Annotated in this window: 19 protein-coding genes; 11 read left to right on the top strand and 8 right to left on the bottom strand. The window is 63.6% G+C overall.

What is annotated here, in order from left to right; genetic code table 11:
* The first annotated feature begins 147 nt into the window (after nucleotides 1-147).
* From WMO64_RS05980 to WMO64_RS05965, 4 genes are all read left to right on the top strand, one after another.
* The gene (locus tag WMO64_RS05980) at nucleotides 148-1,221 is read left to right on the top strand and encodes an acyltransferase family protein (RefSeq protein ID WP_349231354.1); all 1,074 of its coding nucleotides are present in this window, start codon (nucleotides 148-150) and stop codon (nucleotides 1,219-1,221) included.
* A gap of 56 nt (nucleotides 1,222-1,277) precedes the next feature.
* On the top strand, nucleotides 1,278-2,720 hold the full coding sequence (locus WMO64_RS05975) for an MBOAT family O-acyltransferase (RefSeq protein WP_294517608.1): 1,443 nt from the start codon (nucleotides 1,278-1,280) through the stop codon (nucleotides 2,718-2,720).
* Nucleotides 2,721-2,738: 18 nt separating this feature from the next.
* Nucleotides 2,739-3,758 (top strand): SGNH/GDSL hydrolase family protein, encoded by a 1,020-nt coding sequence (locus WMO64_RS05970; RefSeq protein ID WP_349231353.1) that lies wholly within the window; start codon nucleotides 2,739-2,741, stop codon nucleotides 3,756-3,758.
* A 315-nt stretch (nucleotides 3,759-4,073) separates the two neighbouring features.
* Nucleotides 4,074-5,483 (top strand): sodium-dependent transporter, encoded by a 1,410-nt coding sequence (locus WMO64_RS05965; protein ID WP_349231352.1) that lies wholly within the window; start codon nucleotides 4,074-4,076, stop codon nucleotides 5,481-5,483.
* A gap of 56 nt (nucleotides 5,484-5,539) precedes the next feature.
* Here the strand turns inward: WMO64_RS05965 and WMO64_RS05960 are convergent, their stop codons facing one another.
* The 6 genes from WMO64_RS05960 to pyrG form a co-directional block, all read right to left on the bottom strand.
* Nucleotides 5,540-6,250, bottom strand: coding sequence for a hypothetical protein (locus WMO64_RS05960; protein ID WP_294517602.1), 711 nt, complete (start codon nucleotides 6,248-6,250; stop codon nucleotides 5,540-5,542).
* A 136-nt stretch (nucleotides 6,251-6,386) separates the two neighbouring features.
* Nucleotides 6,387-7,805: a M20 family metallopeptidase gene (locus tag WMO64_RS05955; RefSeq protein WP_349231351.1), complete on the bottom strand. Its 1,419-nt coding sequence runs from the start codon at nucleotides 7,803-7,805 to the stop codon at nucleotides 6,387-6,389.
* Between the two features lie 40 nt (nucleotides 7,806-7,845).
* Nucleotides 7,846-8,487, bottom strand: a complete 642-nt coding sequence (locus WMO64_RS05950) for a helix-turn-helix transcriptional regulator (protein WP_294517599.1) — start codon at nucleotides 8,485-8,487, stop codon at nucleotides 7,846-7,848.
* Nucleotides 8,488-8,696: 209 nt separating this feature from the next.
* Nucleotides 8,697-9,452, bottom strand: a complete 756-nt coding sequence (locus WMO64_RS05945; protein WP_349231350.1) for a polysaccharide deacetylase family protein — start codon at nucleotides 9,450-9,452, stop codon at nucleotides 8,697-8,699.
* Nucleotides 9,453-9,529: 77 nt separating this feature from the next.
* Nucleotides 9,530-10,213 carry a DUF2461 domain-containing protein gene (locus WMO64_RS05940; RefSeq protein ID WP_349231349.1) on the bottom strand — a complete coding sequence of 228 codons (684 nt, stop codon included), beginning with the start codon at nucleotides 10,211-10,213 and terminating at the stop codon, nucleotides 9,530-9,532.
* Between the two features lie 370 nt (nucleotides 10,214-10,583).
* Nucleotides 10,584-12,194, bottom strand: a complete 1,611-nt coding sequence (pyrG, locus tag WMO64_RS05935; RefSeq protein WP_349231348.1) for a CTP synthase — start codon at nucleotides 12,192-12,194, stop codon at nucleotides 10,584-10,586.
* A 464-nt stretch (nucleotides 12,195-12,658) separates the two neighbouring features.
* Here pyrG and WMO64_RS05930 point away from each other — a divergent pair, with 464 nt between their 5' ends.
* The 3 genes from WMO64_RS05930 to WMO64_RS05920 are packed head-to-tail and all read left to right on the top strand — an operon-like array spanning nucleotide 12,659 to nucleotide 14,679.
* Complete coding sequence (locus WMO64_RS05930; protein ID WP_349231347.1) at nucleotides 12,659-13,198, top strand: HD domain-containing protein; 540 nt, start codon at nucleotides 12,659-12,661, stop codon at nucleotides 13,196-13,198.
* Nucleotides 13,199-13,250: 52 nt separating this feature from the next.
* On the top strand, nucleotides 13,251-14,108 hold the full coding sequence (locus WMO64_RS05925) for an aldo/keto reductase (protein ID WP_349231346.1): 858 nt from the start codon (nucleotides 13,251-13,253) through the stop codon (nucleotides 14,106-14,108).
* A 1-nt stretch (nucleotide 14,109) separates the two neighbouring features.
* The gene (locus WMO64_RS05920; RefSeq protein WP_294517585.1) at nucleotides 14,110-14,679 is read left to right on the top strand and encodes an HD domain-containing protein; all 570 of its coding nucleotides are present in this window, start codon (nucleotides 14,110-14,112) and stop codon (nucleotides 14,677-14,679) included.
* 48 nt (nucleotides 14,680-14,727) lie between these two features.
* Here the strand turns inward: WMO64_RS05920 and rbr are convergent, their stop codons facing one another.
* Nucleotides 14,728-15,333 carry a rubrerythrin gene (gene rbr / locus WMO64_RS05915; RefSeq protein ID WP_294517583.1) on the bottom strand — a complete coding sequence of 202 codons (606 nt, stop codon included), beginning with the start codon at nucleotides 15,331-15,333 and terminating at the stop codon, nucleotides 14,728-14,730.
* 121 nt (nucleotides 15,334-15,454) lie between these two features.
* Between rbr and WMO64_RS05910 the strand changes: the two genes are divergently transcribed.
* Nucleotides 15,455-15,934, top strand: coding sequence for a sigma-70 family RNA polymerase sigma factor (locus WMO64_RS05910; protein WP_294517580.1), 480 nt, complete (start codon nucleotides 15,455-15,457; stop codon nucleotides 15,932-15,934).
* Nucleotides 15,921-17,363 carry a hypothetical protein gene (locus WMO64_RS05905; RefSeq protein WP_349231345.1) on the top strand — a complete coding sequence of 481 codons (1,443 nt, stop codon included), beginning with the start codon at nucleotides 15,921-15,923 and terminating at the stop codon, nucleotides 17,361-17,363. Before WMO64_RS05910 ends, WMO64_RS05905 begins: the two co-directional genes overlap by 14 nt.
* Nucleotides 17,364-17,409: 46 nt before the next feature.
* Here WMO64_RS05905 and WMO64_RS05900 read toward each other — a convergent pair whose 3' ends face one another.
* Nucleotides 17,410-18,624 carry an NADP-dependent isocitrate dehydrogenase gene (locus WMO64_RS05900; RefSeq protein WP_294517576.1) on the bottom strand — a complete coding sequence of 405 codons (1,215 nt, stop codon included), beginning with the start codon at nucleotides 18,622-18,624 and terminating at the stop codon, nucleotides 17,410-17,412.
* Nucleotides 18,625-18,810: 186 nt separating this feature from the next.
* On the opposite strand from WMO64_RS05900, the gene asnA reads away from it, so the two are divergent.
* Both asnA and WMO64_RS05890 read left to right on the top strand, forming a co-directional pair.
* A complete protein-coding gene (gene asnA / locus WMO64_RS05895; protein ID WP_349231344.1) occupies nucleotides 18,811-19,824 on the top strand; it encodes an aspartate--ammonia ligase in 1,014 nt (337 codons plus the stop codon).
* A 38-nt stretch (nucleotides 19,825-19,862) separates the two neighbouring features.
* Nucleotides 19,863-20,651: a TIGR04255 family protein gene (locus WMO64_RS05890; RefSeq protein ID WP_294517572.1), complete on the top strand. Its 789-nt coding sequence runs from the start codon at nucleotides 19,863-19,865 to the stop codon at nucleotides 20,649-20,651.
* Nucleotides 20,652-20,667 lie beyond the last annotated feature (16 nt).

Genomic DNA, 20,667 nt, shown 5'->3' with positions numbered 1-20,667 from the left:
AATCTTATTTCTTCCATGGGTGTTTTATTAAAATAAGTTAAAGCTTTGCTGTATGGCCCGGGGCTTGACATTCTCCCCCGCCCTCCCTATGATGAGAACAGCTACCTCCGCAGAACATGACAGATCTACGTCAGGGAGGCGATATTCTTGTCCCCATCCACCAATGCCCGGCTCTCCGGCCCGGACGTCCTGCGCAACGGGTCCATGCTGATGGTGGTCCTGCTCCACATCTCCGGCGTGGGCGGCCTGCTCTCCGCCCTGCCGCCCGGCTCCCTCCGCTGGTGGGCCCTCTGGAGCCTGGAGGCCCTGTGCTCCTGCGCGGTGAACTGCTACGGCCTGCTCAGCGGCTACCTGGGCGTGGGACGGAGGCACCCCCTCTCCCGGCTGAGCGCCCTCTGGCTCCAGGCGGCGTTTTACTCCGCCGCGCTCACGGTCCTGTTCGGCCTGCTTGACCCCGGCTCTCTCCGTGTCCGGGACATGATCGCGCCCTTTTTTCCGGTGCTCAACGGCACCTACTGGTATTTCAGCGCCTATTTCGCCCTTTTCCTGCTGATGCCCTTCCTGGACAGCGCCCTCACCGCCCTGTCCCCTGCTTCTGCCAAACGGCTGGTTCTGGCGCTGATTGCTGTCTTTTCCCTGGCCGATTTCATCTCCCCGGAGGAGATTTTCTCCACCCGGGGCGGGTACAGCGTGGCCTGGCTGGCGGTGCTCTACCTGCTGGGCGGATACCTGCGGCTCCATCCCCCCGCCCGCCTGCCCCAGCCCTGGCTGCTGCTGGCCGGATATGCGGCATTCTCTCTGCTCGCCCTGGCGGGCAAGACCTTCGGCGTATCCCAGCCCGGTGCCTTTTTTAAATGGGGGATCCTCCTGTCCTACACCTCTCCCCTCATCCTTCTGGCCGCCCTGTGCCTGTTCCTGGCCCTGTGCCGTATGCCTGCCCTGCCCGCTCCCATAGCCCGGGTGATGTCCTTCTGCGCGCCCCTGTCCTTCGGCGTGTACCTGCTCCACACCCACCCGCTTGTGTGGTCCCACCTGCTGGCGGGCCGGACCGCATTTCTGGCCCAGTTCTCCACGCCCCTGTGCCTGGCCGGAGCCCTGGCCATCGGTCTGGCCATCTTTATCGCGGGCATCGGCGTGGACTATGTGCGCAGCCTGATCTTCCGGGCGGGTGGGCGTGCCATCGGTCGCCTCCGTACGGGCCGCGGCAGGCCGGTAAATTGACTTTCCCCGCTGTATCGGCTAAAATAGTACCTACTTTTTGAAAAGGCGGTGACTCCGTGACCTTCCTCACGCCGCAGTTCTTCTGCTTCTTTCCCGTGACGGCGCTGGTCTTTTTCCTGCTGCCCCAGCGGGCCCGCAACCCCTGGCTGCTGCTGGCCAGCTGGTTCTTCTACCTGTGCGCCAAGCCCGTATATCTCACCTTTCTGCTCTTCACCATCGCCGCATCCTACCTGACCGGGCGGCTGCTGGAGCGGAAGAAAAGCAAGGGCGCCCTGGCGGCCTGCCTGGTGATCCTGGGCCTGCTGCTGTTCGTGTTCAAGTACCTGAACTTCGCCCTGTCCCTGGTAGGGCGGGGCCTGGGCGCTCTGGGCTTCTCCTTCTCGGCCCCGGTGCTGGACATCCTGATGCCCGTGGGCATCTCCTTCTACCTGTTCCAGGCCATGGGGTACGTCATCGACGTGTACCGGGGCAAGGTTCCGGCGGAGCGGGATCTGCTCCTCTACGCCCTGTTTCTCTCCTTCTTCCCCCACATCGTCTCCGGCCCCATTGCCCGGGCGGACCAGCTGCTGCCCCAGTTCCGCTCGGAGCACCGGTTCGACTGGGACGAGTTCCGGGCCGGACTGTTCCGGTTCCTGTGGGGCGCATTCAAGAAGCTGGTGCTGGCTGACCGGCTGGCCGTGCTGGTGAACACCATCTTTACCGCGCCCCAGGACTTCGGCGCCCTCCAGCTGGCGGGGGCCGCCGTGGCCTTCTCCCTCCAGCTCTACTGTGACTTCTCCTCCTACTCCGACATGGCCCTGGGCACCGCCCGGGCCATGGGCTTCTCCCTGATAGAGAACTTCCGCACCCCCTTCTTCTCCCGCTCCATCGCGGAGTTCTGGCGGCGGTGGCACATGTCCCTGTCCTTCTGGTTCCGGGACTACCTCTATATCCCCCTGGGCGGCTCCCGGCGGGGCACGGCCCGGAAGTACCTGAACGTGCTCATCGTCTTTGCCGTCAGCGGGCTGTGGCACGGCGCGGCCATGACCTTTGTGGTGTGGGGACTGCTCAACGGCCTGTATCAGGTCATCGGCGGCGTCACCGCTCCTCTCCGGGGCAAGGTCCACAGCGCCCTCCATCTGAAAGAGGACGGCTGGCCCCTGCGGCTGTGGCAGATTTTCTGCACCTTCCTGCTGGCCACAGCGGCCTTTGTGTTCTTCAAGGCCGGGTCGGTGTCCACCGGGCTGGACATTCTGTCCGGCATGCTCCACGGGCCCCTGTGGGTCTTCACCAGCATGGGCCTGGACCGTTGGGAGCTGCTGGCGGCCCTCTTCGGGCTGGTGGTACTGCTGGTCGTGGACCTGCGGTCGGTCAACCACGACATCACCGCCGACTACCTCTCCGCCCCCCGCCCGGCGCGGTGGCTGGCGCTGTGGTTCCTGCTCTTCTCCTGCGTGGTGCTGGGCAGCTACGGCGCAGGGTACGACGCCCAGTCTTTTATCTATGGCTTCAGCTTCTGACCGGAAGGAGGACCCGGCTTGAAATCTCGTTTTCTCCGCAGGGAACTGCCGCTGGTCGCGGTTTTCCTGCTCATCACCGCTCTGCTGCTCAACTTCGCCTCCGACGTGCTCCGCCCCGCCCACACGGACTACGGCTCCACCTGGAGCTCCTTCCGGGCCGAGCCGGAGGACAGCCTGGACGTCATCTACCTGGGCAGCTCCTACGCCTACTGCGACTTCAACCCCTCCGTCATCTACGGCAGCTCCGGACTGACGGGGTACGTGATGGGCGGCTCGGAGCAGACCCTGTCCATCACCTACTGGTACCTGAAGGAGGTCTTCAAGACCCAGTCCCCCTCCGCGGTGGTGCTGGAGGCCACCTCTCTCTTCTTCGCACAGTACCAGAACTACACCCAGCTCAACATCGACCTGATGCCCTTCTCCCTCAACAAGCTGGGGGCCATCTTCACCGCCGCCGAGCCGGACCTGCGCACCGGGCTGCTCTTTGACCTGTGGTTCTACCACGGACGCTGGTCGGAGATCCGCCCTGGGGACGTGAAGCGGGCCCTGTTCCCCATCCAGCGGGACTACCTGAAGGGGTACACCGCCATCGACGAGGTGAAGGAGGGGGTGGGAGTCGAACCCTATGTGGCCGACCGGGAGATCTCGGACGAGGACTACGCCTCCAACCTGTCCTGGCTGGACAAAATTCTGGACCTGTGCCAGGAGCATGGGGCCACTCCCATCATCACCTTCAACCCCACCTACACCCGCTGCACCCAGGAGACCTACGAGCGCATCGGCCGGGAAATCCAGGCTCTGGACGAGAACGTGATCTTCTGCAACTGGAGCGAGATGTTTGAGGAGATCGGGCTGGTGCCCACGCTTCATCTCTACGACGGCGGCCACCTGAACCAGGACGGCGCGGCCGTCTTCTCCGCCTGGCTGGGGGAGTACCTGACTGATGATGTGGGCCTGGTCCCCCGGAAGCAGACCGCCGCCAACACCGCCCACTGGCAGGAATCGGCACAGTGGTGGCAGGACTATCTGGCGCAGTAGTCAGGACCCCCGGCTGAGCTGGGGGGCGTCGTTACGCTAAAGCTAACCAGTACAAAGCAGGCGCATTGGAACATTCCAACGCGCCTGCTCTTATTTCTATATTCAAACCGGCGGCATAAGCATACAAAACTGTTCTCTAGGCCCTCCGGAAATTTCGTCCCGCCGGTTTAAAATATTTTGCAGATATCTCGTCCTGATTCCCTGGTTTCCCCCTAATCGTCCTGTCTGAAGATTGACTTTCCCCGATAAATGCACTATGATAATCCGGTGTCTGTTTTCACAATATCTTTCATAAAGATGTAAGGAGGATTTCCTGTGAAGGAGAGAGAGACCTTTGCCTCCCGTCTGGGCTTTGTGCTCATTTCGGCGGGATGTGCCATCGGTTTGGGAAACGTGTGGCGCTTTCCCTACATTGTGGGCAAGTACGGCGGCGCCGCCTTTGTGCTCATCTACCTGGTATTTCTGGTGATTCTGGGCCTGCCCATCATGGCCATGGAGTTCTCTGTGGGCCGCGCCAGCCGCCAGAGTATCGCCACCAGTTTCCACAAGCTGGAGCCCAAGGGCACCAAGTGGCACTGGTACAGCTGGTTCGGCATGGCGGGCAACTACATGCTGATGATGTTCTACACCACAGTGGCCGGCTGGATGATCCTCTACTGCATCAAGATGGCCAAGGGCGACTTTGTGGGCGCTGACCCCCAGGCCGTCCAGGACATCTACTACGGCATGCTGTCCAACCCGGGGCTCATGCTCATCTTCATGATCATTGTGGTACTCATCGGCATGGGCGTGTGTTCCCTGGGCCTTCAGGACGGTGTGGAGAAGATCACCAAGGTGATGATGGTGCTGCTGCTGGCCATCCTGATCGTGCTGGTGGTCCGGTCGGTCACCCTGGAGAACGCGGTCCAGGGCCTGGAGTTCTACCTCAAGCCCAACTTCCACAACCTGATGTACGACGCCAACGGCAACTTCATCCTGGGCGAGGCCATCTTTGCCGCCATGGGGCAGTCCTTCTTCACCCTGTCCCTGGGCATCGGCGCCATGGCCATCTTCGGCAGCTACATCGGCAAGGAGCACCGCCTCATGGGCGAGGCCATCAACGTGGGCATTCTGGACACCTTTGTGGCCTTTGTGGTGGGTCTGGTCATCTTCCCCTCCGCCTTCGCCTTCGGCATCCAGCCCGACAGCGGCCCCAACCTGATCTTCCTCACCCTGCCCAACGTGTTCAACTCCATGCCTCTGGGCCGGCTGTGGGGCGCGCTGTTCTTCGTGTTCATGTCCTTCGCCGCCCTGTCCACGGTCATCGCCGTGTTCCAGAACATCATCTCCTTCCCCATGGACAAGTGGGGGTGGAGCCACAAAAAGTCGGTACTGGTGAACCTGGTGGTCATCATCATCCTCAGCCTGCCCTGCCTGCTGGGCTTCAACCTGTGGTCCGGCTTCCAGCCCTTCGGGGACGGCAGCGTGGTCATGGATCTGGAGGACTTTGTCCTGTCGGACAACCTGCTCCCCCTGGGCAGCCTGGTGTATCTGCTCTTCTGCGTCTCCAGGCGGGGCTGGGGCTGGGACAATTTCCTGGCCGAGGCGGACGCAGGCGACGGCATCCGCTTCCCCGCCCGGTTCCGTCCCTACTTCCGCTATGTGCTGCCCCTGCTGGTGCTCATCATCTTTGTCATGGGCTACTGGAACAAGTTCGGTGCCTCCCTCATGGCCCTCTTCTCCTGAGACATACAGAAAAAAGCGGCAGTCCGGTTAAAACCGGACTGCCGCTTTTTTTCAATTCAGGAACCCAGGCTGTCGTAGTAGACCACCAGCCAGTCCAGATTGGTAAAGTCGTCCTCGCTCAGGTAGTAGTAGCCTTCCTCGTCAGGCTGGACCTGCACCAGGATGGAGGTCTCGTCCATGTAGCCCAGAGAGGGGATCAGGGACTCCAGCAGGTCGGCCAGGCCCTGGCCGTAGTCGGCGTCGTAGGTATTGACATACCAGTCCGAATACGCTTCGTCCGTCATGGAGTCAATGTCCACGTCGGCGTACTTGGCCTCAAAGGTCTCGGAGAAGGCGGGGTAGGCGTCGTTGAGCTGGTCGATGATGTCGATGGGCCGCACCGTCACCTTGACGGAGTAGCTGCCGTCGTCCATCCTGCTGGCCTCCTGGACGGTGTAGTCCGCCTTGGCGAAGATCTGGCGGTAGGCCTCGGCAAAGCGGGCAGTCAGCTCGTCGGTGGGATACTCGATGCCCAGGCTGCTCATCAGATACTGGGCCTCGTTGAGCATCTTGTCATCATATGCCTGCTGGCACTCCTCCTCACTGGAGTCGGTCACCAGCTTCAGGTACTCCTGGTACTCGCCCTTGTAGATCACGTCCATCTGGGCCTTGACGTAGTCCACCGCGTCCTGCTTGGTGACGCCTCCGCCCAAAAGGCCGCAGGCGGTCAGGCACAGGACAAGGGACAGGGCCAGGGTGAGCAGTGTGAGCTTGCGCAGTTTCTTCATTCTCAGTTCCTCCATTCTCTGTATGTGACACAGACATCCAGAGGGAGGTTCCGGCGCTTCAGGCAGGCCGGAACGACTCCGCTCTGTCTATGCGCGGGGAAAGGGAATCGGCCCGGCAGGTCGTCCTGGGCAGCGGTCAGCCGCACAGCTCGGCGATGGCCTGGGCAAAGATCTTGCAGGAGAGCACCAGGTCGGCCACAGGGATGCGCTCGTTGGGACCGTGCATGCGGGGATCGGCGCCGGGCAGCTCGCAGCCGAAGGCCACGCCGCCGGGGATGTCGTGGACATAGGTGCCGCCGCCGATGGCCAGGGGCTTGGCGTCCTTCACGCCGGTGTAGTTCTCATAGCAGGCCAGCAGGGTGCGGACAAAGGGGGAGTTGGCGTCGGTGTGGTGGACGCTGGTCATGTCCCCGTCGCCGGTGACGGTGATGCCGCGGGCGGCAAAGGAGGCCTCGCAGGCCTTCTTGCAGTTATCCTCGTTGGCGCAGATGGGGAAACGCACGTCGAACTTGGCGCTGAAGCCGGTCTCATCCAGGGTCATGAGGGCCAGGTTCAGGGTCAGGGGGCCGGACAGCTCGTCGGCCTGGGCAATGCCCAGCGCCTCGCCGCGGGTGTCCCCGTGGGGGAAGAGGGTGTGCATGGACTTGATGGCGGCGGTGCTGCCGCAGTCGGCCAGAGGCAGACGGTCCAGCAGGGTCAGCAGGGCGGTGATGGCGTTGTTGCCGCCGTCAGGGTTGGCGGCGTGGGCGTTCTTGCCCGCGCAGAGGATAAGGGTCCCCTCTTCCGCCGCCTCCAGGGTGAAGGTGGCGCCGGTCTCCGCGGCGGTCTGCTGGGCGGCGGCCTCCAGGTCGGCGGCGGACACGCCCACCACCAGGACCTGGGACTCCGGCGGCACCACGTTGGTGCGGAAGCCGCCCTTCAGCCCGGTCACCCGGGGCAGGACCTCGGACTTGGCCCAGGTGCTGCCGAAGTCGGGGTGGTAGTGGCCCTTCTCGATGTTGATGACGGGGAAATCCGCGTCGGGGGAGAAGGTGTACTTGGCGTAGGGCTCGGTGGCGTAGTAGTGGGCGATGTCCTCGGAGCCGGACTCCTCGTCGGTGCCCAGGATCATGCGGGCGGAGTGGTTCAGAGGCAGGCCCAGGTCCTTCACGCACTTCATGGCGAACAGGGCCGCCACAGCGGGGCCCTTGTCGTCGGCCACGCCCCGGCCGTAGAGCACGCCGTCCTTCTCCACCGGGCCGTAGGGGTCGGTATCCCAGCCCTTGCCCTCGCCCACCACGTCCATGTGGGCCAGGATGTGGAGGATGGTGTCCTTGTCGTTGAGCTCGGCGGTGCCCACGTAGCCGTCGTGGTTCCTGGTGGCAAAGCCCAGCTCATCGCACAGCTTCAGGGCCTCGTCCAGCGCCCGGGCAGGGCCCTCGCCGAAGGGCATGCCCGGCTGGGCCTCCTCCTTCACGCTGCGGACGGACACCAGACGGCACACCGCCGCCACCAGTTCCCGCTGCTTGGCGGGGTCGTCAAAATAGGCACGGATCTGCTCCTCGTATTTCATCATGAAATTTCCTCCTTCTTTCCGGCCTGGCCGGGTATGGGCTCTATTTCTCCTCTTCCTCCCCGCCGCCGGTCAGCTCTCCCAGGTATTTGTACACCGTGTACCGGGACACCTGGAGCCGCCGGGCCACAAAGGGCACCGACTTGCGGAAGGAAAAGGCGTTTTTCTGATCCAGCAGGGCAATGATCTTCATCCGGTCCTTTTTGGTCAGGGCGGACACCGGCTTGCCCACAACGCTGAGGCACTCGTCAAAGATGGCGGAGAGCTGGCTGTCTCCGCCCCGCCACATGGCGCTCTGGAGGTCTGCCTCGGCGCTCATCAGGTCCACCAGGATCCGGTTTGCGTACACCAGAGAGGTGTAGTCAAAATTGATGCCCAGGGCCAGATTGTACCCGTCCCCGATCAGGTGGAAGGTACTGCTCTTGATCTGCTGGCCGCTGGGGGTGGTGGCGTACAGATTGACGAAGTCGGTCACCAGGGCGGTCTCATCCAGGGCCAGGTCGGTGCCCAGGATGTCCATGGTGGAGCCAACGGTCCGCCCGGAGATATGTCCGTTATAGATGGACAGGATGGGGTGGGTGGGGTCCCCCATATCGTGGACCAGGGTCTCGCAGGAGCTGCCGAACATCTCCGCAATGCCCCGGGCGGTCCGATCCAGAAATTCAAAAGCTTCTTCCCGTGTCATTGCAGTTCCTCCCTCCGGAGATCCGGGACGCCGGCCAGCCTGCCGTATTGCATAACTAAAGTATCAATATTGTACCTCCGGAGGCGGGAAAAAGCAAGGGATTTGCAGGCCGCCCCGCCGCGTCCGGCTGCCGGGTGTTTCTGAGGCAAAAACAGGCCTGACGCCGCCGGAAAACCGGGCAGTATCAGGCCTGAAAACGTTCCTCTTGCCTATGGATAGGCGTTGGAGTAGCTCTTTCCCGGCTCCAGCGAAATGTGCCGGGCGGCAAACAGCTCCTCCACGGTGACAAACAGATAGCCCTGGGCGTGGAGCCGGTCCACGATCTGAAGCGCCGCGTCCACCGAGGCAGGAAAGATGTCATGCATGAGAATGATTGCCCCGTCCCTGGCCTGGGACACCACCTCCTCCACCTCACGGGGGGTGTTCTGATCCCGCCAGTCCTCCGGGTCGATGGACCAGATGATGATGGGGCACTCCGCCCAGGCCTTCACCGAGGCGTCCGTCATGCCGTAGGGCGGCCGGAGAAGAAAATCCCCGTGGCCCAGCACAGTGGAGAGCAGCGCTCTGGTGCGGCCCACCTGGGCGTCAAAGTCCGCCCGGTTCAGCCCGGTGAGAGCCACGTGGTCGTAGGTGTGAATGCCCACCTGGTGCCCCTCCGCCTCCATGCGCCGGACCACGTCCTCGTTGCCCTCCACCTGGGCGCCGATGAGGAAAAAGGTGGCGTGGACCCCCCGTTCCGCCAGGCCGTCCAGCAAGGCGGTGGTGGTGGAGCGCCGGGGTCCGTCGTCAAAGGTGAGGGCGATGAGCTTCTGCTCCCCATCCTCAGGCAGCAGGGGCACCTCCGCCTCCGCCGTGACGGCGGCAGGCAAAGCGGCCCTCAGCGCCGCCCCCGCCAAAAGGGCCAGCGCCAGGACCGCCGCGCCGCTCATCAGAGCGAATCTCTGCCTTTTCCGCCTGTATTCCATCCCGTCCGCCGCCTTTCTGTCCGTTCAGAGACAGTATGTGCGGCAGCGGGCTTTTTTTGTGATGCAATTTTTTCTTTTTACTGTCCGTCCCTGGGGTCCGGGTCTCCTTCCAGGGTGAGGAAATACCGGTAGTAGGGCAGCAGCCACTCAAAGCCCTCCAGCAGTACGTCGGGCAGCTCCGGCGTGAAGAGCACGCCGCCGTTGGAGCACTCCCGGGAGAGCACCAGCCCCTTCCGGTTGTACCAGGGCGCCAGCAGCGGGGTGGTCTGCCCCTTGGGCCGCTTGTACTCCTCCCCCTCCAGCACGAACAGGTCCTGCTTATCGAAGGCCCGGGCCAGCTTCTCAAAGGGCTTGGGGTCCCGGTCCAGCCGGGCGCGGAACTTAGCCATGGTCAGGGCGCTGGCGCACCAGTAGCCCAGGCCGTAGCTCCACGCCTCCGGCCCCAGTTCAAACCAGAAGGTGGGACGGCCAGTCCACTGCTCGCATCCTGGACGCTCTATGGACAGCCACAGGTGGTCCTTGTAGGGCCCCCGTCCGTGGAGCCGCCGGGCGTCCCGGTAGATGCGGGACACCTTGAGCACCAGCCCCAGGTCCCCGTGCCGCTGCGTCATGCCGTCAAACACCTGCCGCCCCAGTTCCCGCATGGGGTTGTAGAAATAGGTGAGGTATTCCTCCTTGTGGGCCTCAAACCAGGCCTTTTCGTTGTTGAAGCGGATGCCCCACATAAAATCTATCGTCTCGTCGCTGAAGCCCTGGAACACAGGCGTTCTCCTTTCTCTTCGCCGCAGTCAATTTACATAATTTATATTATGATTACTTCCCTGCCTTGGCCGCAGCCACAAACGCCCGGAACAGGGGGTGGGCCTTGTTGGGACGGGAGGCGGCATGCCGCCTCATCTTATGTCCCCACTCGCTCCCGGCTCCGCCGGAACCGCTCGGGGATGACACGAGCCGTCCCGCGTCCGCATCTCAGCACTTCTGCTTTTCCTTCGCCGCGGCCACAAATGCCCGGAACAGGGGGTGGGCCTTGTTGGGACGGGAGGCGGCATGCCGCCTCATCTTATGTCCCCACTCGCTCCCGGCTCCGCCGGAACCGCTCGGGGATGACACGAGCCGTCCCGCGTCCGCATCTCAGCACTTCTGCTTTTCCTTCGCCGCGGCCACAAACGCCCGGAACAGGGGGTGGGCCTTGTTGGGACGGCTCTTGAACTCCGGGTGGTACTGCACGCCCACGAACCAGGGGTGACCGGGCAGCTCCACGGTCTCCACCAGGCTGCCGTCCGGGGACAGGCCGGAGAGCACCAGTCCCTTGGCCGTCAGGGTCTCCCGGTACTCGTTGTTGAACTCATAGCGGTGGCGGTGCCGCTCGGAGATCATCTCCTGGCCATAGGCCTGGCGGATCTTGGTGTTCTCCTCCTTCAGGCGGCAGGGGTAGGCCCCCAGGCGCATGGTGCCGCCCTTCTCGGTCACGTTCCGCTGCTCGTCCATCAGGGCGATGACAGGGTAGGGAGTGGCCGGGTCCAGCTCGGCGGAATGGGCGCCGGTGAGGCCGGCCACGTGGCGGGCAAACTCCACCACCGCCATCTGCATGCCCAGGCAGATGCCAAAGAAGGGCACATTGTGCTCCCGGGCATACCGGATGGCGGAGATCTTGCCCTCCACACCCCGGCTGCCGAAGCCGCCGGGCACCAGGATACCGTCGCAGTCCTTCAGCTGATCGGCCGCGTTCTCGTCGGTGACGTGCTCGGCGTCCACCCATTTGATGTCCACCTTCACGTCGTTCTCAATGCCGCCGTGGGTCAGGGCCTCGGCCACCGACAGATAGGCGTCGTGGAGGGCCACATACTTGCCCACCAGGGCGATGCGCACAGTGCCCGTGGGGTGCTTGGCCCGCTCCACCATGGCCTGCCACTCGGTCAGGTCGGGGGAGATATCGGTCAGGCTCAGCCGGCGGCACACCGCCCGGGCCAGTCCCTCCGCCTCCAGCATGAGGGGCACCTCGTAGAGGATGGGGGCGGTCAGGTTGGGGATCACGTTCTCCGGGGCAATGTTGCAGAACAGGGCGATCTTCTCCTGCAGGTCGCGGGGCACAGGGCTGTCGCTCCGGGCCAGGATCACGTCGGGCTGGATGCCCAGGCCCAGCAGCTCCTTCACCGAGTGCTGGGTGGGCTTGCTCTTGAGCTCGCCGGTGCCCGGGATGGACACGATCAGGGACACGTGGAGGTACATCACGTCCTGCCGGCCCACCTCCTGGCCCACCTGACGGATGGCCTCCAGGAAGGGCTGGGACTCAATGTCGCCCACGGTGCCGCCGATCTCGGTGATGACCACGTCCGCCATGCCCGACCGGCCCACCCGGTAGATCCGGTTCTTGATCTCGTCGGTGATGTGGGGGATGACCTGGATGGTGCCGCCCAGATAGTCGCCGCTCCGCTCCCGGCTCAGCACGGTCCAGTACACCTTGCCCGAGGTGACCGAGGAGTTGACGGTGAGGTTTTCGTCGGTAAAGCGCTCGTAGTGGCCCAGGTCCAGGTCGGTCTCGGCGCCGTCGTCGGTGACAAATACCTCGCCGTGCTGGTAAGGGTTCATGGTGCCCGGGTCCACGTTCAGATAGGGATCGAACTTCTGGAGGGCCACCCGCAGCCCCCGCTGCTTGAGCAGGCGCCCCAGGGACGCCGCCGCGATGCCCTTACCCAGCCCGGAGACCACGCCGCCGGTGACAAAGATGTACTTCACTGCCATGTTATATTCCTCCCATCAATGGATGGGACCCCATTGTCCCGGGACGCCCTTGTCCCTGTTTTTTCTCTCATTCTCCGTTTTTTATTCCCGCTCCGCGGGAAAACATTCAGGGTTTCTGGCCCCCAGAGGCCAAAAACCCTGTACTTGCGCAAAAAGCAAGAACAGCCTTGGTACGCTGTACCCAGGCTGTCCGCTCTCGTCCGGTACATGTTATTTTACTCGCTCTCCCCCGTTGCCGTCAAGATGGCAGGCGGAATTTTTCTTTCCTTTACCAGAGCTCTACCCATACCATACGCCGCCCTGGTGGAGGCCCACTGTCATGTATGGCACAATAGACCTGACCCCGCTTTGTTTACGCCTCCTTGCGCAAGTCTTAAGGAAATCGTAAGGGGATGCAAAGCCTCTCTTTCGCTTTTCCCGGTATACTGGATACAACAGACAGGCTACAAAGGAGTATGAACACCATGTGGAATTTCAAATATACCGCTCAGTACCTGGCCTGCGTGGCCGACCTGGAGTCCCACCCTGACGTGCAGTCCATGCGCTTTTTCCCCCAGCACGCCAAGGGGGTGAGCACCTATGACCACTGCTGTCTGGTGGCCTACTCCAGCTTCCGCGTCTGCGCGGCTCTGGGGCTGGACGCCCGCTCCGCCGCCCGGGGCGGCCTGCTCCACGACTTTTTCCTTTACAACTGGCAGACCGACTCCCGCCCCGGCGCTGACCACGCCTTCCGCCACCCCCTCTACGCCCTGGAAAACGCCCAAGCCCGCTTTGTCCTCAACGATACCGAGCGGGACATCATTGCCACCCACATGTGGCCGCTGCCCCTCAACCGGTTCTACCGCCGCTGGGAGTCCCTGGTGGTCAGCTGTATGGACAAGGTGTGCGCACTGGCCGAGCTGATGGGCCTGGTGCCCCTCCTCACCAGGGGCGGCCGGGTCCCCGCCCCCAAGCTGGCATATCCCCAGAATGCGTCTTCGCCCGCCCCCGCAAAGGCCGGTTGACTTCTCCTCCGGAGCGTGGTACCCTTTTCCCAAATGGAAAGGGGGCACCGCTATGTGCAGTCCCGAGAAAGAATTTGTCCTCTCCAACGGCGTGTCCGTCCCCGCCGTGGGCTTCGGCACCTATAAGACGGCGGACGGCGCCGTGCTGTCCGCCGCCATCGCCCAGGGGTACCGCCACTTTGATACCGCCTCCTTCTACGGCACTGAGGCCGCCCTGGGCCGTGCCGTGGCGGAGAGCGGCCTGCCCCGGGAGGACTTCTTTCTCACCTCCAAGCTGTGGAAGACCGAGATGGGCTATGACGCCGCCCTCCGGGCCTTTGACGCCACGCTGGAGCGGCTGGGCACCGGCTATCTGGACCTCTACCTCATCCACTGGCCCAGGCCGGACCTGGAGCTGGCGGACTGGGCCGGGTTGGACCGGGAGACCTGGCGGGCGCTGGAGCGGCTGTATGAGTCCGGCCAGGTGCGTGCCATCGGGGTGAGCAACTTCCTGCCCCACCACCTGGAGCCCCTTCTGGCCCGGGCCAACGTGGCCCCCATGGTGGACCAATTGGAGTTCCACCCGGGCTACATCCAGGCGGAGGCGGCGGCCTTCTGCCAGGCCCACAACATCCTGGTGGAGGCCTGGAGCCCCCTGGGCCGGAACCGGCTGGCGGGCCATCCTCTGCTCTCCCAACTGGCGCAGGTCCACGGCGTGTCCCCCGCCCAAATCTGCCTGCGCTTTGCCCTTCAGCAGGGCGTGCTCCCCCTGCCCAAGTCCTCCAGCCCGGAGCGGATGGCGGAGAACCTGGACCTGTTCTCCTTCGCCCTGACCGAGGAAGAGATGGCGGCGCTGCGCGCCATGCCCCAGGCGGGCTGGTCCGGGGAGCATCCCGACCGGCCCAGAGTGCAGCCCCAGGAGGTAACATAACATGGAACCCAAAGAACTGCTTGATTTTCTCCACATCGCCGAGCACCTCAAGTGCAACACCCGCCACTCCTACACCTCCAGCGGGCGGCATGAGTCGGTGGCCGAGCACTCCTGGCGGCTGGCTCTGATGGCCTTTCTGATGAAGGACCAGCTCCCCGGCGTGGATATGGACAAGGTGCTGAAGATGTGCCTCATCCACGACCTGGGGGAGGCCATCACCGGCGACATCCCCGCCTTTGAAAAGACCGACGACCACCGGCACACCGAGGCCAGGGCTGTGGACAGCCTGGCGGCCGCCCTGCCCCGCCCTCTCTCGGACGAGTTTTCCGCCCTGTTTGCCGAGATGGAGGCCAGGACGACCCCCGAAGCCCGGGTGTTCAAGGCTCTGGACCGGATGGAGGCGGTGCTCCAGCACAACGAGGCCCCGCTGGACACCTGGATTCCCCTGGAGTTCGAGCTCAACCGCACCTACGGCGTGGAGGACGCCGCCCCCTTTCCCTTTCTAAAGGCCCTGCGGGAGCAGCTGATTGCAGACACGGACGAAAAAATCGCCGACAGCACAATGACCTGATAAAACGCCAAGCGGAGGCGTCTCGTCTGAGACGCCTCCGCATTTTTGTCACTTCAGCGGCACACCCCAGGGAGCCATCTCCCAGCGGATAAAGTAGCCCTGGGGGTGCTTGCACACGGGACAGGCCGCCGGGGCCATGGTCCCCTCCACCACGTGGCCGCAGTTGAGACACATCCAGCGGCACTCCACGTCGCTGACAAAGAGTTTGCCCTGCTCCAGCAGGTCGGCAAAGGCGCCGAAGCGGTCGCCATGGCTCTTTTCCACCCTGGCGATGGAGGAGAAAATGTGGGAAATCTCGGGGAAACCCTCCTCCTTGGCCACCTTGGCAAAACCGGTGTAATCGTGCTCAAACTCCTGGTACTCATTGCGCCGGGCGGCCCGGAGATGGCTGAGCACATCGGGGAAGAGATCCACCGGATAGGTGCCGTCCACCTTGACGGTCTGACCCGACAGTTGCTCCAGCAGGTCGTAGTACACCTTGGCGTGCTGCTCCTCCTGGCCGGCGGTGAAGAGAAAGACTCCCTGGAGCACCTGGAGGTCGTTCTTCTCTGCCAGGCCGGCAGCAAAGGTGTAGCGGTTGCGGGCCTGGCTCTCTCCGGCAAAGGCGCGCATCAGGTTTTCTCTGGTCTGGCTCTTGTCAAATGAAACGGACATGGGCAGTGCCTCCCTTATCATGGATATGGAGAGGATGCCCTGCCGGAATATTTTTATGCGGCAGATGAAACAAAACCGGCGGCTCACGGCTCTGATAGGCAGAGGAAAGGAGATGAGGCAGATGGATTTGGAGCAGACCATGGCGGAGCATGGGGACTGTATTCTGCGGCTGTGCTTTCTCATCCTGCGGGATCGGGCCGCCGCCGAGGACGCCGCCCAGGAGACCTTTCTCCGGGCCTGGCAGAGCTGGGACCGCTTTGATGGGCGGGCGGCGGTCAAAACCTGGCTGACCAGCATTGCCGTCAACGTGTGCCGCCACCAGCTCCGCTCCCCCTGGCGCAGACGCCGGGTGGACTGGGAGGCACTGGGGGAGCTGGCTGCGCCGGAGCAGCAGGCGGAAGACGGCACTGTGCTCCGCGCCGTGCTGTCCCTGCCGAAAAAGTACCGGGAGATTGTGGTGCTTCACTACTATCAGGGCTTTTCCACGCCGGAAATCGCCCAGATGCTCCACCTTCCCACCGGAACCGTGTCGGTCCGTCTCATGCGGGCCAGAGAGAGGCTCAAGCCTATGCTGAAGGAGTGGTATTATGAAGAAGCATGACATGGCGCAGTCCCTGAACCGGGCTTTGGACGGCCTGCGCTTCCGTGCGGACATGCGGGAGCAGGTGCTCCGGTCGGCGGAATATACCGCCCCCGTCCGCCGCCCCGGTCTGCCGCGCAGGGCCGTGGCCGCCCTGGCCGTGTGCGCCGCGCTGGTGATCGCCGCCGCGGCGGCAGGACCCACCCTGTGGAAAATCATTCAGGAGGATCTGGGGTCTCGGGCCCCCTACGCCACCGAGGTGCTGGGCTCCTGCGAGGACCAGGGCATCCGCATGGAGGTACAGGCCGCTCTGGCAGACAGCCGCGTCACCCGGCTCTACTTCACCATGGAGGATCTGACCGGAGAACTCTTTCGTGAAGACACCTCCTGCGACCTGCTCCTCTCCCTGGAGACCGGCGGGACGTTCAGCTGGGGCAACGGCGGAAGCGGACTGAAGGTGCTGGACTACGACCCGGAGCGGCATCTGGCCACTCTGGTGTACAGCCGGGGCACCGATGAGCTCTCCCAGGAGCCGCCCACCCGCGCAAAGCTGAATATGACCTATCTTCTCCCCGGGGAACGGTCGGCCCGCGTGGCGCTGGAGGGCACGGATGTACCCTCTTCCACCCTGGAGAGCACCACGCTGGAAAGCGGTGTGACCGTGCTCCTGCCGGGCCAGACGCCCCTGCTCATGGTAGGGGATGAGCAGCTTCCCGGCGCCACATTGAGTCCCGTAGCGGAATCCGACCAGCCGGATGTCTTCATCTCCTCCATGGGCTTTGCCGCAGACGGATGCTACCACATCCGCTTTGCTCAGAGTGAGAAGGTCTCCTCCGCCGATGCGTCAGAATACGCCGATCAACCGGTTTTCAGCGTTGAATACTACCTCTATGACCCGGAGGCCCCCAACCGCTGGCCCAGCCAGGGCGTGGGGGACGCAGTGTGGACCGCTGTGGAGGGGGGCTGGGATGTGTGCCTGCCCAGTCTGACAGAGGATACCCTGCCATATCTGAATCTTCTGGCGCTCCGCACCCACTACTCTGTGGCCGGTGGACGGATTGAGGGAAACTGGGAGGTCACTGTCCCTGTGGAGGCCGTGGAACAGCGGACCGCCGTTCCGGCGGAGATACTGGTATTCCCCTATACCCGGAACGGGGAACTGCCCTACGGCCGGGATTGGGATGCCCAACTGGGCCGGGTGACCGTCTCTCCCCTCAGCATCTGCACCGACTTCTCCACACCCGATGGGCAGGAATACCCCTGTCAGCTCACCGGCTCAGAGCTGTCCCTCACCGTCTCGCTCTCCGACGGTACGACCCTCACCCCTGCCTACTGCGACGAGGTATGGAGCCAGCGGGTGGGCTGGGTGATGTGGGAGTTCGATGAGCCCATTGATCTGTCGCTGGTGGAATCGGTAACCCTCAACGGAGAGACCATCCCGCTGACATAACAGGACAAGAGCCCCGCGGACTGGCTGCCGCGGGGCTCTTGCTATTTTACAGGCTCTTCTCCAGATTGGCCTTGATGGCCCGGAGGAACTCCAGGGAGGTGACGCCCTTGGCGGGGGTCTCGCCCTCCCACAGGCCCACCAGGTCCTTGGTCATCACGCCGCCCTCGATGGTGGCGATGGTGGCGGCCTCCAGCTTGTCGGCGAAGGTCATCAGGTCGGCGTTGCCGTCCAGCTCGCCCCGCTTGCGGAGGGCGCCGGACCAGGCGAAGAGGGTGGCCACCGGGTTGGTGGAGGTCTCCTCCCCCTTCAGGTACTTGTAGTAGTGGCGGGTGACGGTGCCGTGGGCGGCCTCGTACTCGTACTTGCCGTCGGGGCTCACCAGCACGGAGGTCATCATGGCCAGGGAACCGAAGGCGGTGGACACCATGTCGCTCATCACGTCGCCGTCGTAGTTCTTGCAGGCCCAGATGAAGCCGCCCTTGGAGCGGACAACCCGAGCCACCGCGTCGTCGATGAGGGTGTAGAAGTAGGTGATGCCCAGTTCCTCGAACTTGGCCTTGTACTCGGCGTCGTAGATCTCCTGGAAGATGTCCTTGAAGGTGTGGTCGTACTTCTTGGAGATGGTGTCCTTGGTGGCGAACCACAGGTCCTGCTTGGTGTCGATGGCGTACTGGAAGCAGGAGCGGGCAAAGGAGGAGATGGAGCTGTCCTTGTTGTACTGCCCCTGGAGCACGCCGGCGCACTCGAAGTCGTACACCGTCTGGCGGAACTGCTCCTTGCCGCTCTCGTCGGTGAACACCAGCTCAGCCTTGCCGGGGCCGGGCACCCGGTACTCAGTGCCCTTATACACATCGCCGTAGGCGTGACGGGCAATGGTGATGGGCTCCTTCCAGGTCTTGACCACGGGGGAAATGCCCTTGACCATGATGGGGGCGCGGAACACGGTGCCGTCCAGGATGGCGCGGATGGTGCCGTTGGGGGACTTCCACATCTCGGTGAGCTTGTACTCCTCCACCCGCTGGGCGTTGGGGGTGATGGTGGCGCACTTGACGGCCACGCCGTACTTCTTGGTGGCCTCGGCGGAGTCGATGGTCACCTGGTCCCTGGTCTTCTCCCGCTCGGGCAGGCCCAGGTCGTAATACTCGGTCTTCAGGTCAATATAGGGCAGCAGCAGCTCGTCCTTGATCTGCTGCCACAGGACGCGGGTCATCTCGTCCCCGTCCATCTCCACCAGAGGGGTGGTCATCTTGATTTTCTCCATCAGGCTTCACTCCTTTACCGCGATACCGCGTTTGAGACATTATATCCTTTTTTCCCCCTCTTCGCAAGGTAGAACCGCAAAAGTCTTTCCCCGCCGTCCCCCGCTGCCGCCTTGATTTTCCATGCTGTTTGCTATATAATGTAATATCTTATTGCGCGGATTTTTGCCGCAGAGGAGTACACAACCATGGAAAAAACCTACATTCCCCAGGGCTATGCCCCCTGTCTCAACCTGTACGATACCCAGAAGGCCATCGCCATCCTCAAGCGCCTGTTTGAGGACACGCTGGGCGGCGCGCTCCATCTGCGCCGTGTGTCCGCCCCCCTGTTCGTGGAGGCCAGCACCGGCCTGAACGACGACCTCAACGGCGTGGAGCGGCCCGTGTCCTTTGACATCCCCGCCGCCGGACGGGACGCCCAGGTGGTCCACTCCCTGGCCAAATGGAAGCGCATGGCCCTGTACCGCTACCAGTTCTCCGTGGGCGAGGGCCTGTACACCGACATGAACGCCATCCGCCGGGACGAGCAGCCCGACAACCTCCACTCGGTCTATGTGGACCAGTGGGACTGGGAGAAGGTCATCGCCCCCCGGGACCGGACGGTGGAGTACCTCCAGGCCACGGTGCGCACCATTGTGGCCTGCCTGTGCAAGACCCAGTCCACCCTCCGCTCCATGTTCCCCCAGCTCACCGCCCTGCCCCTCATCAGCCCTGATGTGTGCTTTGTCACCACCCAGGAGCTGGAGGACCGCTGGCCCGACCTGACCCCCAAGGAGCGGGAGGACGCCTGGGTGAAGGACCACCCCACCACCTTCCTTATGGGCATCGGCGGCGCGCTGAAGTCGGGCAAGCCCCACGACGGCCGCGCCCCCGACTACGACGACTGGTCCCTCAACGGCGACATTCTGGTGTGGAACCCGGTGCTGGAGCGGGCCTTTGAGGTGTCCTCCATGGGTATCCGGGTCTCCCCCGAGTCCCTGGACAAGCAGCTCACCATCGCCGGGTGCGACGACCGGCGGAACCTGCCCTTCCACAAGATGCTGCTGGAGGGCAAGCTGCCCCTCACCATCGGCGGCGGCATCGGCCAGTCCCGCCTGTGCATGCTGCTGCTGGGCAAGGCCCACATCGGCGAGGTCCAGGCCAGCGTGTGGGACGACGAGACCATCCATGCCTGTGAGAACGCCGGCGTTATTCTTCTCTAACCCTCTCTTCCGGCAGAGATTATCAAAGGAGCGGTACTATGCTTTTCTCTCACTATGACCGGTATCAGTATGTCCGCAGCCCCCTGGTGGAGGTCATCTGCCAGCTGCGGTTCCCCGCCATTCTCTCCATCGGCGCCAAGGCCCCGGTGGACTTCCAGGAGGCCATCCGGCAGGAGTTCCCCAGATTCAACAAGGCCCAGGAGCGCCCGGCGCCCAGGATGACCCTGGTGGACGGCGCGCCCAAGCTGGTGCAGCCCGAGCCCATCACCAACTACAACTTTATCTCCGAGGACGGCCTGTGGAAGCTGAATCTGACCCAGAACTTCATCGCCCTGTCCACCCTGCGCTACCAGCGCTGGGAGGACTTCGCCCAGCGGCTGGACCGTCCCCTGGCCCAGTTCATCCAGATCTACCACCCCACCTTCTTTGAGCGGGTGGGCCTGCGGTACGTCAACGCCTTCTCCCGCCGTGCTCTGGGCCTGGAGGGCACCCCCTGGTCCGACCTGATCCAGCCCGCCTTTCTGGGCGTCATGGCCGAGCCCGACGTGGACGAGTCCAAGATCGGCAAGTGCTCCCTGGAGGTAAACATGTCCCTGGAGGAGAACCGCCAGATGAAGGTCCACGCCGGCCCCGGCCTTCTGGGCGGCGCCAAGAAGGACCCGGAGGTCAAGTTCATCCTGGACGGCGACTTCTCCGTCACCGGGAACACCGCCCCCGACCAGGTGGCCTCCGGCCTGGAGGACCTGCACTACCACGCGGTGCGCCTCTTCCGGGGCGCCCTCACCTCCGAGCTCCACACCGCCATGGGCGCTCAGCCCCTGGTCTGAGTTTCTCCCCGCTCTT

This window comes from Pseudoflavonifractor intestinihominis (assembly GCF_040096055.1).
In the GTDB taxonomy this organism is placed as follows: domain Bacteria; phylum Bacillota; class Clostridia; order Oscillospirales; family Oscillospiraceae; genus Pseudoflavonifractor; species Pseudoflavonifractor intestinihominis.
This window is presented reverse-complemented; position numbering and strand designations above follow the sequence as displayed.

Coding starts and splice junctions, on each gene's coding strand:
- WMO64_RS05960 (WP_294517602.1), bottom strand. CDS start 6,250: ATGAAGAAACTGCGCAAGCTCACACTGCTCACCCTGGCCCTGTCCCTT.
- WMO64_RS05955 (WP_349231351.1), bottom strand. CDS start 7,805: ATGATGAAATACGAGGAGCAGATCCGTGCCTATTTTGACGACCCCGCC.
- WMO64_RS05950 (WP_294517599.1), bottom strand. CDS start 8,487: ATGACACGGGAAGAAGCTTTTGAATTTCTGGATCGGACCGCCCGGGGC.
- WMO64_RS05945 (WP_349231350.1), bottom strand. CDS start 9,452: ATGGAATACAGGCGGAAAAGGCAGAGATTCGCTCTGATGAGCGGCGCG.
- pyrG (WP_349231348.1), bottom strand. CDS start 12,194: ATGGCAGTGAAGTACATCTTTGTCACCGGCGGCGTGGTCTCCGGGCTG.
- WMO64_RS05930 (WP_349231347.1), top strand. CDS start 12,659: ATGTGGAATTTCAAATATACCGCTCAGTACCTGGCCTGCGTGGCCGAC.
- WMO64_RS05925 (WP_349231346.1), top strand. CDS start 13,251: ATGTGCAGTCCCGAGAAAGAATTTGTCCTCTCCAACGGCGTGTCCGTC.
- WMO64_RS05920 (WP_294517585.1), top strand. CDS start 14,110: ATGGAACCCAAAGAACTGCTTGATTTTCTCCACATCGCCGAGCACCTC.
- rbr (WP_294517583.1), bottom strand. CDS start 15,333: ATGTCCGTTTCATTTGACAAGAGCCAGACCAGAGAAAACCTGATGCGC.
- WMO64_RS05910 (WP_294517580.1), top strand. CDS start 15,455: ATGGATTTGGAGCAGACCATGGCGGAGCATGGGGACTGTATTCTGCGG.
- WMO64_RS05905 (WP_349231345.1), top strand. CDS start 15,921: ATGAAGAAGCATGACATGGCGCAGTCCCTGAACCGGGCTTTGGACGGC.
- WMO64_RS05900 (WP_294517576.1), bottom strand. CDS start 18,624: ATGGAGAAAATCAAGATGACCACCCCTCTGGTGGAGATGGACGGGGAC.
- asnA (WP_349231344.1), top strand. CDS start 18,811: ATGGAAAAAACCTACATTCCCCAGGGCTATGCCCCCTGTCTCAACCTG.
- WMO64_RS05890 (WP_294517572.1), top strand. CDS start 19,863: ATGCTTTTCTCTCACTATGACCGGTATCAGTATGTCCGCAGCCCCCTG.